Here is a 15,087-nt window from a genome sequence, read left to right as displayed (position 1 = left end):
GGGGGCCAGTAATAGAGGAGGTATGAGCGAGAGAAGCGCGAGCGTCGCACGCGCGACCGCCGAAACCGAAATCGAGGTCGGCCTCGACGTGGACGGAACCGGCGAGAGCGAAATCGGGACGGGTATCGGCTTTTTCGACCACATGCTGGCGTCGTTCGCGAAACACGGCCTGTTCGACCTCACGGTCTCCTGCGCGGGCGACCTCGACATCGACGACCACCACACCGTCGAGGACGTGGGTATCGTCCTCGGGCACGCGTTCGCGGACGCGCTCGGCGACAAATCGGGTCTGGAGCGGTTCGCCGACCGCCGCGTCCCGCTCGACGAAGCCGTCGCGGGCGTCGTCCTCGACCTCTCCGGCCGTCCGCTCTACGAGTTCAGCGGCGAGTTCAGCCAGGAGTACGTGGGCGAGTTCACGAGCGTGATGGCCCGACACTTCTTCCGGTCGTTCGCCGTGAACGCCGGCCTCACCCTCCACGTCGATGTGACGGGCGAAAACGCACACCACGAGATAGAGGCTGCGTTCAAGGCCGTGGCGCGCGCGCTGGACGACGCGACCCGCGTGGACGACCGCCGGCAGGGCGTCGCGAGCACGAAAGGCCAGCTGTAGATGTTCGACGAGATACTCGAGAAGTTCGAGGGGAGCCCCGGCCAGCAGGCCGTCATCCGCCTCCTGCTCGAACGCGGCTTCTCCGTGAACGCCGAGGGCCGCGTCGTCTCCGGCGACATCGAGATTCCGTACACCCAGATAGCGCAGGAGGCCGGTGTCGACAGGCGCGTGGTGGACTCGACGACGGACGCCATCCTCGCGGACGACGACCTCACCCGCATCTTCCGGAACATCAGTCAGATCCCGAGCCTGATGGACCTCGCGCCCGTCCTCGACCTCACCGTCATCACCATCGCCGTGAACGACGCCGACGAGTCGGGAATCGTCGCGCAGGTCACGAGCCTCGTCGCCGACTACGACATCAGCATCCGGCAGACAATCAGCGAGGACCCCGAGTTCACGGACGAACCGCGGCTCTACCTCGTCACGGACGAAGACCTCCCCGGCGACCTCGTCACCGACCTGATGAACCTCGCCTTCGTGCGGTCGGTCGAGCTGTCCTGATGGCGGACTCGTACAGAACCGTCGCGACCCCCGGACGGGCGTCGTTCGAGGTTCGGGGCTCCGAGTTCATCGGCCACGTCCGACGCGCCGCCACGACCGAGGACGCGGAGGCGTTCATCGACGCCGTGCGCGCCGAGTACGACGACGCGACCCACAACGTCCCGGCGTATCGAGTCAGAGTCGAATCGGGCGGGCCGGGCGACGACTACATGCTCCGGGAGTACCAGAGCGACGACGGGGAGCCGTCGGGGTCGTCGGGAAAGCCGGCGCTGAACGTCCTGCAGGGCGAGGAGTTGGAGAACGTCGCGGTCGTCGTCACCCGGTACTACGGCGGAACGAACCTCGGCGTCGGCGGGCTGGTGCGGGCGTACTCGAAGGCCGTGAAGGACGCCGTCGCGGACGCCGGAACCGTCGAGGAACGCCCGCAGGAGTCGTTCTCGGTGACGGTCGACTACGACGACTCCGGAACGGTGCGCGGCATCCTCGAATCCGCGGACTGCTCGTTCGACGCCGACTACGGCGAGGACGTGACGTTCGACGTGACCGTCGCCGCAGAAGACGCGGACGCGCTCCGCGACCGGATTCGGGACGCGACGAGCGGACGCGCCGACATCTGAGGGTCGGCGACAGCAAACCGGGAGGAAACCGCACTGGACTCCCGTAGGACGCCGAAACGGAAGTCCGGAGAGGAAGTGCGATCAGTCGTCGGAATCGCCGCCGGCGACGTAGCCGCTGACGTTCCCGGCGTTCATCGCGAGCGCGAGCACGGCAGCGATGACGAAGACGATGAGCGTCGAGATGGCGTTCATCTTCGGCGCGGAACCGTACTTGATCATCCCGAACATCGCGGTCGTGAGGACGTCGAAACTCCCCTTGACGAAGTAGACGCGAATGAAGTCCTCGAAGGAGCGAATCCACGCGAAGAGGAAGCCGGCGGCGACCGCCGGTGCGATGATCGGGAGCGTGATGTCCCGGAAGGTTCCGAGACGGTCGCTCCCGAGGTCGCGGGCGGCCTCCTCCAGGCTCCGGTCGAACGAGTAGAGGCGGGCGGTGACGGGGAGGAGGACGAACGGGAGTCCGTAGACGCTGTGCGTGAGGATGACGGTGAGATAGCTCGTGCCGATACCGACGACCGTCCGGAAGAAGATGAGGAGCGCGATACCGAGGACGATACCGGGAATGACCATCGGGAGGATCGCGAACGTCCGGTAGCCCTGCTTGAACGGGAAGTCGAAGCGCGCGAGACCGAACGCGGCGAGCACGCCGAGAACGGTCGCGATGACGGCGGAGATCGTCGCGATTTGAACGCTCACGGACACCGAGCGTAAGAGGCCTTCGTCAGCGAGCGTCGCCGTGTAGTTCGAGAGCGTGAATCCCTGGAAGGGGAAGATGGTGCTCGCGTTCTCCGCGAACGAGAGGATGCCCATGACGACGAGCGGCGCCCAGAGGAAGACCATCGTGGCCACGACCGTACCGTAGAGGCCGTACTTGAGCGCGCGTTCGCGCGTCGACGGGGCGAGAGACATCGAACTCATTTCAGATCCCTCCGAGGTCTTCGACACTCACGTAGCGGAACGCCAGCAAGAACGCGATGACGATGGAGATAACGATGAACATCGAGGCGGCGCTCCCGTAGTCGATAGCGTACTGTGAGGAGATGCGGAGTTCGATCAGCTGTCCGATCATCTGGACTTTCCCCTGTCCGAGGAACTTCGGGGTGATGAACGCGCCGAGGCTCGGAACGAAGACGAAGAGCCCTCCGCTGATGATGCCGGGGAGGGTGAGGGGGACGACGATGTCCTTGAGCGCGGCGATGCGACTGCCGCCGAGATCTCTGGATGCCTCGACGAGCGAGAAGTCGATCCCGTCGAGGCTCGCGTAGAGCGAGAGGAGCATGTAGGGGAAGTACGCGTGGACGAGACCGACGACGATGGCGAGTTGTCCGTAGCTGAAGAGCCCCACGGGATTGCTGACGATGCCGATTTTCATGAGCGTGCTATTGATCACGCCGCTCGGACCGAACATGAGGTACCACGAGTACGCACGCACGAGGTACATCGTGAAGAACGGCAGGAGGACGAGGAAGATGACGACCTTGAACGTCCGGCCGTCGCGCGTCGCGAGCAGGTAGGCGAGCGGGAACGCGGCGACGAGGCAGACGACGGTGGTTATCGCGGCGAGCTTGTAGGAGAGGATGAGCGACTGGAAAAAGGCCGTCTCCCAGAACGGGCCGTCGCCGGCGAACAGCGAGGTGTAGTTCGAGAGTGTCGGGTTCGACCAGACGATCTGGTAGGCGTCGTTCACCTGGAGGAAGCTCACCGTCACCATGAACATGATCGGGGCGAGCAGCAGCAGGACGAGCCAGATGAGACTCGGCCCGAGCGTTATCGAGAGCTTGGAGCGCTGGGTCTCGAAGACGCCGAGCAGTCGCTGTCGGAACGATTGTGAGGGGGTTTCTGAGGACATCGATGGCCTACGCGGACTTGATCTCTTCCCAGGCGCTCAGCCACGCGTCCTCGTTCTCGACGGATTTGAACGGAATCATCGCCTCGAGGCGCGACGGTTTGATGGCGCCGTACATGTCGTTCTGCTCGCTCGTGAGATACTGCTGGGTCTTCGGGTTGCAGGACGGCGAGAAGCCGGCTTGCGCGAGTTTCGCGCCGAGTTTCGGTGCGATGAACTGATTGACGACCTTCCACGCGAGGTCCTTGTTCTCGGATTTCTTCGAGACGACGGCGGACTCGAACCAGGCGAGCGACCCCTCCTTGGGAGTCGCCACCTTCGGCCAGCCCGTGCCGTTCGACCACATCTCGACGATCTCGTTCCGGCCGGACTGCCCGAGGTCGAAGTTCCCCTGCTTGAAGGACTTGATGTAGGAGGGGTCTGCGGCGATGTACCCCTGAAGGATGTCCTTCTGCTCGATCATCGTCTTCTTCACTTCGTCGATTTGTGACTGGGAGAGCGTGACTTTCGAGCCGGAGAACGCGTCACGGTAGCCGAGGTAGAGCGCCGCGGCGCTCATCGCCTTGAAGTGGTTGTCGTACATGATGAGCTTCCCGGAGAGATCCGTTCCCGTGTAGTTCGGCTCGAAGAGCGCTTTGTAGGACTCCTCGTGGTCGGGGACGGTATCGCTGTTGTAAGAGTACCCGTACCAGCCGAAGCGAACGGGGACACCGTAGAGGTCTCCGCCCGACGTGAACTGGGAGTCCGCGAACTGGTGGAACTGGTCGTAGAGCTCGGAGTAGTTGCCGACCGTGTCCTCGGGGACGGGGTCGACGAGGCCCGCATCCATCATCTTCGGCACGTAGTTGTTGTTCGGGACGGCGATGTCGTACTGGGAGTCCTTCCCCGCCTGCCACGCGGAGAACATCTTCGCCGACGACGTCGATTTCGTGAACTCGACGGTGACGTCGAGGTTCGACTCGATCTCGTCTTTGAGCGGTGTGTACTCCTCCCACGTCAGGATATTGATCGTGTTCGCGCCGCCACCGCCACCACCGGCGATACAGCCCGCGAGACCCGTGAATCCGACAGCTCCGGCCGCTCCGGTCGTTTTCAGGAAGCTGCGGCGGTTCGTGAGCGTACTGTCATCAGATACCATGCACGTGCATCTCTGAGCGTGTGATAAATAGATAACGGAAATTTGCGAAGACGTCGACAACGATCCCTGTTAGAATTTTAATGTATCACGCGTTCGCGAGATTCCCAAACAGTTTAGACAGTTCGTTCGATACGGGAATCCATGACAGACGGTGCAGAAGCCCTTGTTGAACTTGACGGCGTCCGGAAGGAGTACGGTGACGTGACTGCCGTCGACGGCATCGACTTCACAATCCGTCGCGGCGAGTTCTTCTCCCTCGTCGGGCCGTCTGGCTGCGGGAAGACGACGACCCTTCGGATGATTTCGGGGTTCGAGCGGCCGACCGCTGGGACGGTACGCCTCGACGGCGCTGACGCCGCGGACATTCCGCCAAACGAACGGGACACGAACCTCGTCTTCCAACACCTCTCGCTCTTCCCGCACATGACCGTCGGGGAGAACGTCGAATACGGCCTGAAAAAGTCGGGTGTCGATGCAGCCACTCGGACGGAGAAGTCGAAGGAGTACCTCGGTCTCGTTGACCTCGACGGCTACTACGACCGGAAGCCGAACGAGCTATCCGGTGGCCAGCAACAGCGAGTCGCGCTCGCTCGTGCGCTCGTGAACGAGCCGAACGTCCTGCTCTTCGACGAACCGCTGTCGAGCCTCGACCGGAAGCTGAGAAAGCAGATGCAGGTCGAGCTCCGCCAGATCCACGACCAAGTGGACGGGTCGTTCTTCTACGTCACGCACGACCAGGAGGTCGCGATGACGCTCTCCGACCGGATGGCCGTGTTGAACGAGGGGCGCGTCGAGCAGGTCGGGCCGCCGGAGGAGATATACCGCGAACCGGCGAGTCCGTTCGTCGCGGACTTCATCGGGGATACGAACCTCGTGGACGGAACGGCCGATGGCGATGCGGTTCGCATCGGCGGTGAAGGCGGATTCATCGTATCGGATGGCGTCGACGCGTCCGGATCGGTCACCGTCTCGATCCGCCCTGAGGACATCGACGTCGTGGAGACTGACTGGGACTTCGCGGGCGAGGTCGTAGACCGGTATTTCCAGGGGGATCAGACGCAGTACGTCGTCGAACCAGAGACAGACGGACTCACGGAGGTGACGGTCGTGATGCAGGGCCAGCGAACCCCGGTCGAGCGGGGTGAGACCGGACACTTCCGCGTACAGCCCGGTGCCGCGGTCGTGTTTCCCGAAGCCACCGAGTAGCGCAGGAGGGCGGGGATACAGCACCGAGTAGGGAAGCGCGGGCCGAACGGATCCGTCGCCGTCATTTGAGCGCCCCCGGGTGAATCAGCAGCCAGCAGTCGGCGACACACCGACACGAGGTGTTTCGAAACGAAACCTCTTTGCGAGCGTCGCTCGACCGACTGCGCATGCAACGAGTGCGTGCGAGCGAGTATCACGACATCGCGAAGCCGAGCGACCCCCGGGTGTCTCCGGACGGCGACCGGGTGGCGTTCGTGCGGCGCGTGCCCGAGGACGACGAGTCCGACGACGCCACCGTGTACGTGGTGCCGGTCGGCGGCGGCGAACCCCGGCAGTTCACGACGGGCGAGGGCGCGGACTCCCAGCCGCGGTGGTCGCCATCCGGCGACCGCCTCGCGTTCGTCAGCACGCGCGGCGGGAACGACGACCGCCCCCAGCTGTGGATTCTCCCCACGAGCGGCGGGGAGGCGCGGCGCGTGACCGACGTGCCGGGCGGCGTCTCGAACCCGGAGTGGAGCCCGGACGGCGAGCGCCTCCTGTTCACGCAGTCGGTCACCCCCGCCGAGCGCGAGGACGGCATCGACCTCGAACTCCCCGACGAAGAGTACGAACGAGAGCCCCCAGACCCCCGGGTCATCGACCGGCACATCTACCGCGCCGGCGCGCGCTACATCGACGACGCCCGCAGCCACGTCTACGTCCTCGACACCGACACCGAGGACGTAGAGCGCGTCACCGACGGCGACTTCGACCACGTCTCCGCGACCTGGGGCGATTCCAGTACCGTCTTCTTCGGCGTGAAGCGCGGCGCTGAGCCGGACGATTCGATGACGTTCGACGTGGACGCCTACGACCTCGACGCAGGCGAGGCGGAGACGGTGACGGAGGTGACGGGGTGGATGCCGATGCTCGCCGCCACGCCGGAGACGCTCGCGTACACGTGGACGCCGCTCGAGAACGCGTCGATGCGTCAGTCCGAAATCGACGTGCTCGACCTCGAAACGGGCGACGTGGAGACCGTCACCGAAGATATCGACCGCACCGTGAGCGCGCTCGGACTGGCGTTCCGGAAGGACGCGCTGTACTTCGCGACGCCCGACGAGGGCCGAGTCGTGTTGCGACGCGCCACGGACGACGGCGTCGAGACCGTGCTCGACACGGGCGGCCACATCGACGGGTTCTCCGTCTCGTCGGACGCGGTGGCGTTCACGCAGTCCGAATGGGACCACCCGGGCGACGTGTTCGCCGCGACCCCCGGCGGCGCGGAGGAAGTCCGCCTCACGCGGTTGAACAACGAGTACCTCGACGACCGCGCCGTCTCCGAACCCGAAGAACTGTGGTTCGAGAACGGCGAGGGCGACAGTACTGACCCGTCTGCCGAACCGAGCCATACCAATACTGGCCCGTCTGCCGAACCGGGCCATACCAATACTGGCCCGTCTGCCGAACCGGGCCATACCAAGATCCAGGGCTGGGTGCTCACCCCACCTGACTTCGACCCGGACGAGACCTATCCGCTCGCGGTGGAGATTCACGGCGGCCCGCACGCGATGTGGAGCACCGCGGGCACGATGTGGCACGAGTTCCAGACGCTCGCCGCCGCCGGCTACGTCGTCTTCTGGTCGAACCCCCGCGGCTCGACCGGCTACGGCGAGGCGTTCGCGACCGCCATCGAGCGCGACTGGGGCGACGTGACGATGACGGACGTGATGGCCGGCACCCGCGAGGTCGCGAGCAGGGAGTACGTTGACGACGAGAACACGTTCGTCACCGGCGGGAGTTTCGGCGGGTACATGACCGGCTGGATCGTCGGCCACACGGACTACTTCGACGGCGCGGTCGCCCAGCGCGGCGTCTACGACCTCTCCTCGTTCTACGGCTCCACGGACGCGTTCAAGCTCGTGGAGGGCGACTTCGGCACGACGCCCTGGGAGGAACCCGACTTCCTCTGGGAGCAGTCCCCGGTCGCGTACGCCGACCAGGTGGAGACGCCGACGCTGGTGGTGCACGCGGACAACGACTTCCGCGTCCCCGTGAACAACGGCGAGATGTTCTACCTCTTCATGAAGAAGAACGGCGTCGACACCCGCCTCGTCCGCTACCCCCGGGAGGGCCACGAGCTCTCCCGGTCGGGCGAACCCGGGCACGTCGTCGACCGGCTGGAGCGCATCGTCCGGTGGTTCGACGGCTACTCCGCGCACAGCGACGCCGAACGCGCGCTCGACCGCCCCGCGAACGACGGCCTGAGCGCGGGCGACGAGGACGACGGAACGGACGATACGGACACCGAGGAGTAAGGAGGGATCGGGAGCCGTCAAGGGGTCGGCTTCGTTCGGAGCGTACGCGAGAAAACCGCATGAGTGCGTGGAGTGTCGAGGTGAAGCGAAGGGGTGGCGAGACGAGGAACGCCGCCGCGCCGGACGGCAGCACCGCTAGTCGACGATGATGTTCTCGTCGTTCACAGTGGTCGTCTCCTCGGGCTGCATCTCGGCCTCGTAGCGGTCGATCCAGTCCGCGAAGCACGTCGGGCAGAGGCGCTGTTGGTCTATCTGGGAGCGGTCGACGGTGACGCGGATCGTGCGGGCGAGCGCATCGGACACGTCGTCTCCGCAGTGCGCGCAGGAGTCCTCCGGCATACCTACCGCATACACGCCGAGGTATAAAGAACTGCGGCGTCAGACCCTACTTCGTGCGGAACGCGCGGTCGCCGGCGTCGCCGAGTCCAGGGATGATGTAGCCCTCCTCGTTGAGGTGGTCGTCGATGCTGACGGTGAGGAGATCGGCTTCGGGGAACCCGTCCTGCACGCGGAGGAGGCCGTCGGGCGCGGAGACGGCGGAGAGCACGAAGAGGTTCTCCGGCTCCGCCTGCCCGTCCAGCACGGTGTCGAGGACGGTGCACATCGTGGAGCCGGTTGCGAGCATCGGATCCGCGACGATGACGGTGTCGTCCTCCGTGATTTCGGGGAGTTTCACGTAGTCCACGGTGATGGGGAAGGTTCCGTCCTCGCGCTGCCCGGACTCGTCGCGGCCCGCGCTGATCACGCCCTGCTTCGCGCGCGGGAACGCCTTCAACAGGCCCTCGACGAACGGCGTCGCCGCCCGCAATACGTTGATGATGACCACGTCGTCCAGGCCCTTCACGCGCTCGCCCGTCGTCGGCGCGAGCGGGGTTTCGAGTTCGACGTATTCCGTCTCCATCACGCCGTCGATGACCTCGTACCCGCAGATGCGGCCGAGCTTCACCAGGCCCTTCCGGAACCCGACCTGCTCCGTCGACTCGTCCCGAATCCGGGAGAGCGTGTCCTTCGCGAGCGCGTGCGTGATGACGTGCGCGTTCTCGCGGTCCTCGATAGGCATACCGGAAAAGCGGGCCGGGGAGTGCGTTAAGGTGTCGGTTACGCGGCGCTACGCGTTCGAGACTCGGCTTCGAATTCTCGTATCCGACAGAACCGCCCCGCGGTTCTGCGGACGCCGCGGAACGCGTGAGTGGGGGGCGGGTGTGAGCGGTAAGTTTTCCGTCGTCGGGGCGAATCGGTGGGTATGCGTACGGTGTCCGCGTCGCGGTTCGTCCAGGAGCCGCTGGAATCTGTGAAGCGCTCGCTCTCGCCGTCCTCCCTGATCGCGTACGAGGGGACGTTCGAGGTGGTGGGTGTCGAGGAGACCGAGTCGGGAGCGCGTGTGGCGGCGCGGATGCCGGGTGTCAGCGTGTCGTTTGCGGTGTCGGAGACGGCGGACGGCTGGGTGTACGAGCAAGTCGGGGACGCGGGGCCGTTCGAGGAGATGCGGACGGAGGCGTCAGTGACGACGGTGAGCGGAGGGGTCGAGGTAACGCTGTCGTCGACGGTGGCCCTGGGCGTGCCGCCGGCGTTTCTCGCGGACCGGGTAGCGGGGTGGAAGCGACGGCGGGAGTTAGAGCGCGCGCTGGACGCGCTCGCCGCAGACCTCGAGTAACACGAACAACCACGGTATTTATTCGCGTGGCAATGAACGTCGGTGTATGACGATACACGAGCAGTTCGCGCGCGCTCGCGAGTGGCTTCGCGAAGTGGGCCACGGCCTCTGGCACGGGATGATCGAGCATCCGGCGTTCGAGGACATCGAGGACGAGGCGCACGACGTCGAGGACGCGTTCTTCTTCGCGTGCTTCGCGGACGCCTTCGGCGTGCCGACGCCCGCGTCCTACTACACGTCGGAGCTCCTGCCGTACCTCGCGGACGAGTTCGACGCGTGGGAGCGCCGGATGTGGGAGCGAGAGTCAGTGCTCGACTGGAAGGGGCACTTCCACTTCTGATGGCGCGGTTCACGTTCTTCGGTGGGAAGGGGGGAGTCGGGAAGACCACGGTGTCGGCGGCGTACGGCCTGCGGTGCGCGAACGCCGGTCTGAAGACGCTGCTGGTGTCGACGGATCCCGCGCACTCGACCTCCGACGTGTTCGGCCAGCAGTTCGGCGACGACCCCCAGCCGGTCGAGGGGTGTGACGGCCTGTACGCGATGGAGATAGACCCCGAGGAGGAGGTCGAGGAGCACTTGATGGACGTGCGGCGGACGATGAGCGAGCAAGTGAGCGAAGTGGTCGTAAAGGAGATGGATCGCCAGATAGAGCTCGCACACCAGACGCCGGGCGCGCACGAGGCGGCGCTGTTCGACCGATTCATTCAGGTGATGCGGGAGTCGGACGACTACGACCGCGTCGTGTTCGACACGTCGCCGACGGGCGGGACGCTTCGCTTGCTCGCGCTCCCGGAGTTCCTCGGCGAGTGGACCGACCGATTGCTGGAGAAACGGCGCGAGAGCATGCGGCTGTACGACATGGCGGCAGTCGGGGGGAAAGAGCCGGAGAAGACGGCGGAGGACGACCCCATCATCGAGCATCTGCGCTCGCGAAAGGAGAAGTTCGAGTTCGCGGCGCGGACGCTCCGGGAGGACGCGGCGTTCTACCTCGTGTTGAACCCGGACGAGCTCTCGGTGCGGGAGACGAGTCGCACGATTGAGACGCTGCGGTCGTACGACCTGAGCGTGACGGGACTCGTGATGAACAAGGTGACGCCGTCGCCGGAAGACCACGAGGAGGGGCGGGGGGCGAGTTACCTCCGGAACCGCGTGGCGACCGAGCGCGAGCGCATCGACTACGTACGCGGGGAGTTCGACGTGCCGCTCGTCGCGGTCATCGAATCGCGGACGACGGAGATAACGGGGGACGCACTCGAGGCGGTCGCGGCGGGGCTGGACGTCGCTGTGGACGACTAGTCTCCCCACAAAACCTATAATACAGTAAGAAACGTTTAAGTCCCGCCAGTTGAACGTGTGAGGTGATATCATGGCAATTGGCGTCGTCTGGATGGTGCTACTGGTACTCGTGCTGTTCAGCGCGGGCTACCTGGGGTACTCGCGGTACCTCGCGAACTTCGTCGAACTCGACGATTCACGCGAAACACCAGCCCACAAGTACGAAGACGGTCAGGAGTACGTTCCGTCGAAAAAACCGGTTCTGCTCGGCCACCACTACTCGAGCATCGCGGGCGGCGCCCCCATCGTCGGCCCCATCACTGCCGGCGTCATCTGGGGCTGGGTGCCCGCCCTGCTCTGGGTCGCTATCGGCAACCCCCTGATGGGAGCAGTCCACGACTTCGTCTCACTCAGCGGAAGCCTCCGCCACGAGGGGAAGTCCATCGGGAGCATCATCGGCGAGTACGTCGGGGACGGCGGGAAGAACGCCCTGCTCTGGTTCGCGTTCCTCACCATCATCCTCGTCGTCGCCGTGTTCGCGTTCGTCGTCGCCGTCGTGTTCAACGCGTACCCGAGCGCGGCGACCGCGAGCCTGCTCTACATCGCGCTCGCGTTCGTGTTCGGGGTCTACCTCTACCAGCTCGACCTCCCATTTATCCCGGGAACCGTCGCGTTCGTCGCTGCTGTCTTCGCGAGCGTCTGGGTCGGCATTCAGTACCCCATCGCGCTGTTCAGCCGCCCCGAACTCGCGAGCGACGTCATCGTCCTGTTCGGAAGTGGCGGTGACTGGCTGCCGCTCGCCGCCAGCCAGAACGCGAACATCGCCGGCTGGGTGCCGGTCGTCATCCTGTACGCGTTCGTCGCGAGCACGCTCCCGGTCTGGATGCTCCTCCAGCCGCGGGACTACCTGTCGTCGTTCCTGCTGTACGCGGGCGTCGGCGGCGCACTGCTCGCCATCATCGTCGGCTCGGTCGGCGGCGCGCTCAACATCAGCGCCATCAGCGCCACGGAACCGCTCACCATCAACATGAGCGCCTGGAACGGGTTCTGGGGGATCGGAACGACGACCGACCTCGTCGGCCCGCTTCCGCTGTTCCCGGTTCTGTTCGTCACCATCGCGTGCGGTACGATCAGCGGATTCCACTCTCTCGTCTCGTCCGGAACGACCTCGAAACAGCTCAACAAGGAGAGCGACGCGCGCGCCATCGGGTACGGCGGAATGCTCGGTGAGGGCCTCCTCGCGACGGTCGCGCTCGCCACGCTCGCCATCGCGTTCCAGACACCGACGGGCGGCGGTATCGGCCTGGCGCTCCCGAACTTCGCGACCGGCGGCGGGATCATCCTCTCCACCTTCGGGATCCCCGCCTCGTTCGGCGCGCCGTTCATGGCCCTCGTGATGGTGAGCTTCCTCCTCACCAGCACCGACACCGCGCTCCGCCTCGGGCGTTACATGTTCGACGAGATCATCGGCACCCCGGAGACCAGCGCGGAGAAGACCGCGACGAACCGGTACGCGAACGCCGGCGTCCAGTCCGTGCTCGCGTACGTTCTCGTCGCGAGCGGGTCGTGGTCGGCGCTCTGGCCGCTGTTCGGCGGTGCGAACCAGCTGCTCGCCGCGCTCGCGCTCCTCGCCGGCACGGTCTGGATCGCGAACTGGGACAAGAGCAAGCAGCTCATCAGCACGGGCGTCCCGATGGCGCTGATGACCGTCGTCACCATACTCGCGCTGTTCTACCTGGCGTTCGTGACCAACCTCCAGGAGAAACTCCTGAACGACGCGTGGATGGCGAGCAACGGAACCGTCGCGACGATATCCGTCGTCGTGCAAATCGCGCTCGCACTCGTGCTCGTCGGCCTCGCTGCCTACGTCGTCCGAGAAGGGTACACGAACATCAAACAGGCGCGAGACCGAACCGGTCGCGCCGCCGCGGACGGCGGTGAGAACGCGGACGGCGACTAACCGCGGAACAGCTGAATCAACCGCCGCACGGCGCTTTCTTCGGTTTCGTCTACGTCCCAGAGCGTGAACGCCGAGGCGACGTCCGCGTGCTCGCTCGCCACCACGTCCTCGCGGTCGGGAGCGACGACGACGAGGTTCACCTCGTACCGGCCGTAGTAGCCGTACTTGAGGAGCGTCCGGCCGCCGTGCGACCGCACGAACGCGCGAACGTCCCCGGGGATTTCGGGCGCAACGACGACGAACGTGAAGCCGGTCTCGTAGTGTTCTTCGTCGGCGTCGATCCACTCGTCGGCGAGCGCCTCACCGAGCTCGGAGAGGGCGTCGACCGATTCGACGGAGACGGCGTCGGTGCGGCGCGCGAACACGTACTCGCGGGCGTCGTGTTCCGCGTACCGAATGGAGGGGTGGATGAGCTGTTTCCGGTTCTCGACGTGGAGCGCGCCCGCGAGGTCGAACCGTTCGCCCTGTACGTCCTCGTCCTTCCGGAGGTCGTAGTTGTGCATGAGGCGGTCGCTCACGCGGTCGAGGTACTCGTCATCCCAGTCGGGGACGCCGGCGAGCGGGTCCGCGTCAGCGGTGTCCGTGTCGGTCATTCCTCGTAGGGGTGCACGTCGTCCACGGCGGGTGCGCCGACGGCGAGCGCGCGAACGGTGGTATCGGCGTCCGCGGGGACGAACGCGCGGTGCGGGCTCTCCGGCTCCGCGACGAACAGTTCGCCGGTGTCGACGACGTGCTCGCCGTCGGGTGTCTCGACGTGGAGTGTCCCGTCGAGCACGTAGAACGCCTCCTCCTGTTCGTCGTGGACGTGGTAGGCGAGCGGGAGCTGGTCGCCCGGCTCAGCCCGGTAGACGTTCAACGCCATCCGTTCGAGGCCGAGCGCGTCGGAGACGGCGTGGTGATCCGAGGGCCGATCCGGCGTCGGGGAGATATCGGCGGGGTCGACGACGTGGTACTCCATACGCCGGAGAACGCCGCACACGCCCTTATGTCTTGTTAGCTCGTGCCACACTCTTATGCGGTTCGAGCGCTAGGTGTCGAGCATGGGCGGAAACGACGACGTCGAGGCGTGCGGCCGGTGCGCCATAACGACCGTGACTGACGCCGCCGACGCCGACAGCGACCCCTACGAGGGCGAACGGATCGAGGTGGACGAGGACGACCTCCGCTCGGTCTCCGGACACGTGCGCACGCTCGCCGCGGTGAAGGAGCGCCTGAACGAGTGGGCGACACGCGTCACGTACTCACATCGGTAACACGTAAGCCCGTTCGGAAAGTACGTGTCGTAACCGCGATGGAAGAGAGTATCTCCGGGTTCAAGGTTCGGGGTGACTGGGGCGAGATCGTCGAGCACGGCGAGCGCGTGACGTACGCGCTGCGTGAGGCGGGGGTCGATTCGGACGCGCTGGCGGCGTGGGACGAGTGGCGGCCGAAGGCGCACGAACGCATCGACGAGGAGGTGTCAGAGAAGACCGCCGAACAGGCGAGCGTCCGCGAGGGCGAGGGCGAGCGCGCGGGGCGATCCGCGGACGACGACCTCGGGTCGGCGGGCGATCGCCTGACGGAGTCCTACGAGAAACTCGGAGAGGACGACGTGGACGGCGCGGTGTCGAAGTGGCAGGACTCCATCGACTACGTGGCGCGCGCCGCCGACACGGCAGGTCGGAAGGCCCTGCGAACCATCGAGAACACGGTGTACCGGAAAGTGATGACGCAGATCGCGCCCTACTACTTCGACAACGACCTCGTGAGCGCGAACGTCCGGTACGTGCGCTCGCAGGAGGAGTTCGTGTTCGAGGTGAACGTGAACGACGACGACCTGAAGGACGCGGTGCGCGAGTACCTCGAATCCTACAAGGAGGACGTCGAGCGCTGGCACGTGGACGCGGAGAAGGACGTGGAGTCCGTCGCGGCCGCAGAGGGCGTCGAACTCCCGGAGACGGACGCGGACACGAATCCGACGACCAACTAAGCGACACCCTC

18 protein-coding genes are annotated in these 15,087 nt (G+C 65.6%); 11 read left to right on the top strand and 7 right to left on the bottom strand.

Annotation, left to right across the window (positions count from 1 at the left end; genetic code table 11):
* Positions 1-22: 22 nt before the first annotated feature.
* From hisB to FQU85_RS05185, 3 genes are read left to right on the top strand one after another with little or no spacing between them, the layout of a single operon-like run.
* Positions 23-610, top strand: coding sequence for an imidazoleglycerol-phosphate dehydratase HisB (gene hisB, locus FQU85_RS05195; protein ID WP_145845219.1), 588 nt, complete (start codon positions 23-25; stop codon positions 608-610).
* Positions 611-1,114 (top strand): amino acid-binding protein, encoded by a 504-nt coding sequence (locus FQU85_RS05190; RefSeq protein ID WP_145845217.1) that lies wholly within the window; start codon positions 611-613, stop codon positions 1,112-1,114.
* The gene (locus FQU85_RS05185) at positions 1,114-1,731 is read left to right on the top strand and encodes a YigZ family protein (protein ID WP_145845215.1); all 618 of its coding nucleotides are present in this window, start codon (positions 1,114-1,116) and stop codon (positions 1,729-1,731) included. The genes FQU85_RS05190 and FQU85_RS05185 overlap by 1 nt, the downstream gene beginning before the upstream one ends.
* 81 nt (positions 1,732-1,812) lie before the next feature.
* Here FQU85_RS05185 and FQU85_RS05180 read toward each other — a convergent pair whose 3' ends face one another.
* From FQU85_RS05180 to FQU85_RS05170, 3 genes are read right to left on the bottom strand one after another with little or no spacing between them, the layout of a single operon-like run.
* Positions 1,813-2,649 carry an ABC transporter permease gene (locus FQU85_RS05180; protein ID WP_145845213.1) on the bottom strand — a complete coding sequence of 279 codons (837 nt, stop codon included), beginning with the start codon at positions 2,647-2,649 and terminating at the stop codon, positions 1,813-1,815.
* Position 2,650: 1 nt separating this feature from the next.
* Complete coding sequence (locus tag FQU85_RS05175) at positions 2,651-3,580, bottom strand: ABC transporter permease (protein ID WP_145845211.1); 930 nt, start codon at positions 3,578-3,580, stop codon at positions 2,651-2,653.
* Between the two features lie 7 nt (positions 3,581-3,587).
* The gene (locus FQU85_RS05170) at positions 3,588-4,715 is read right to left on the bottom strand and encodes a PotD/PotF family extracellular solute-binding protein (protein ID WP_145845209.1); all 1,128 of its coding nucleotides are present in this window, start codon (positions 4,713-4,715) and stop codon (positions 3,588-3,590) included.
* A 141-nt stretch (positions 4,716-4,856) separates the two neighbouring features.
* Between FQU85_RS05170 and FQU85_RS05165 the strand changes: the two genes are divergently transcribed.
* Together FQU85_RS05165 and FQU85_RS05160 are read left to right on the top strand one after the other, a co-directional pair.
* Positions 4,857-5,921, top strand: coding sequence for an ABC transporter ATP-binding protein (locus tag FQU85_RS05165; protein WP_145845207.1), 1,065 nt, complete (start codon positions 4,857-4,859; stop codon positions 5,919-5,921).
* A 167-nt stretch (positions 5,922-6,088) separates the two neighbouring features.
* Entirely contained in the window at positions 6,089-8,218 is a 2,130-nt protein-coding gene (locus FQU85_RS05160) for a S9 family peptidase (RefSeq protein WP_145845203.1), read from the top strand.
* 135 nt (positions 8,219-8,353) lie between these two features.
* On the opposite strand, the gene FQU85_RS05155 is transcribed toward FQU85_RS05160, so the two are convergent.
* Both FQU85_RS05155 and upp read right to left on the bottom strand, forming a co-directional pair.
* The gene (locus tag FQU85_RS05155; RefSeq protein WP_145845201.1) at positions 8,354-8,557 is read right to left on the bottom strand and encodes a hypothetical protein; all 204 of its coding nucleotides are present in this window, start codon (positions 8,555-8,557) and stop codon (positions 8,354-8,356) included.
* 46 nt (positions 8,558-8,603) lie between these two features.
* Entirely contained in the window at positions 8,604-9,278 is a 675-nt protein-coding gene (gene upp / locus FQU85_RS05150) for a uracil phosphoribosyltransferase (RefSeq protein ID WP_145845200.1), read from the bottom strand.
* A gap of 183 nt (positions 9,279-9,461) precedes the next feature.
* Between upp and FQU85_RS05145 the strand changes: the two genes are divergently transcribed.
* The 4 genes from FQU85_RS05145 (at position 9,462) to FQU85_RS05130 (ending at position 13,107) form a co-directional block, all read left to right on the top strand.
* On the top strand, positions 9,462-9,872 hold the full coding sequence (locus FQU85_RS05145) for an SRPBCC family protein (RefSeq protein WP_145845197.1): 411 nt from the start codon (positions 9,462-9,464) through the stop codon (positions 9,870-9,872).
* 46 nt (positions 9,873-9,918) lie between these two features.
* On the top strand, positions 9,919-10,212 hold the full coding sequence (locus tag FQU85_RS05140; RefSeq protein ID WP_145845194.1) for a hypothetical protein: 294 nt from the start codon (positions 9,919-9,921) through the stop codon (positions 10,210-10,212).
* Positions 10,212-11,168: an ArsA family ATPase gene (locus FQU85_RS05135; RefSeq protein WP_145845191.1), complete on the top strand. Its 957-nt coding sequence runs from the start codon at positions 10,212-10,214 to the stop codon at positions 11,166-11,168. The genes FQU85_RS05140 and FQU85_RS05135 overlap by 1 nt, the downstream gene beginning before the upstream one ends.
* 70 nt (positions 11,169-11,238) lie before the next feature.
* The gene (locus tag FQU85_RS05130) at positions 11,239-13,107 is read left to right on the top strand and encodes a carbon starvation protein A (RefSeq protein ID WP_145845188.1); all 1,869 of its coding nucleotides are present in this window, start codon (positions 11,239-11,241) and stop codon (positions 13,105-13,107) included.
* On the opposite strand, the gene FQU85_RS05125 is transcribed toward FQU85_RS05130, so the two are convergent.
* Positions 13,104-13,700 carry a hypothetical protein gene (locus tag FQU85_RS05125; RefSeq protein ID WP_145845184.1) on the bottom strand — a complete coding sequence of 199 codons (597 nt, stop codon included), beginning with the start codon at positions 13,698-13,700 and terminating at the stop codon, positions 13,104-13,106. The genes FQU85_RS05130 and FQU85_RS05125 overlap by 4 nt on opposite strands.
* Complete coding sequence (locus tag FQU85_RS05120; RefSeq protein WP_145845182.1) at positions 13,697-14,065, bottom strand: cupin domain-containing protein; 369 nt, start codon at positions 14,063-14,065, stop codon at positions 13,697-13,699. Before FQU85_RS05120 ends, FQU85_RS05125 begins: the two co-directional genes overlap by 4 nt.
* An 82-nt stretch (positions 14,066-14,147) precedes the next feature.
* On the opposite strand from FQU85_RS05120, the gene FQU85_RS05115 reads away from it, so the two are divergent.
* Together FQU85_RS05115 and FQU85_RS05110 are read left to right on the top strand one after the other, a co-directional pair.
* Positions 14,148-14,360 carry a hypothetical protein gene (locus FQU85_RS05115; RefSeq protein WP_145845180.1) on the top strand — a complete coding sequence of 71 codons (213 nt, stop codon included), beginning with the start codon at positions 14,148-14,150 and terminating at the stop codon, positions 14,358-14,360.
* Positions 14,361-14,398: 38 nt separating this feature from the next.
* Positions 14,399-15,076 (top strand): DUF5828 family protein, encoded by a 678-nt coding sequence (locus tag FQU85_RS05110; protein ID WP_145845178.1) that lies wholly within the window; start codon positions 14,399-14,401, stop codon positions 15,074-15,076.
* Positions 15,077-15,087 lie beyond the last annotated feature (11 nt).

Source organism: Salarchaeum sp. JOR-1 (assembly GCF_007833275.1).
Lineage (GTDB): Archaea > Halobacteriota > Halobacteria > Halobacteriales > Halobacteriaceae > Salarchaeum.
This window is presented reverse-complemented; position numbering and strand designations above follow the sequence as displayed.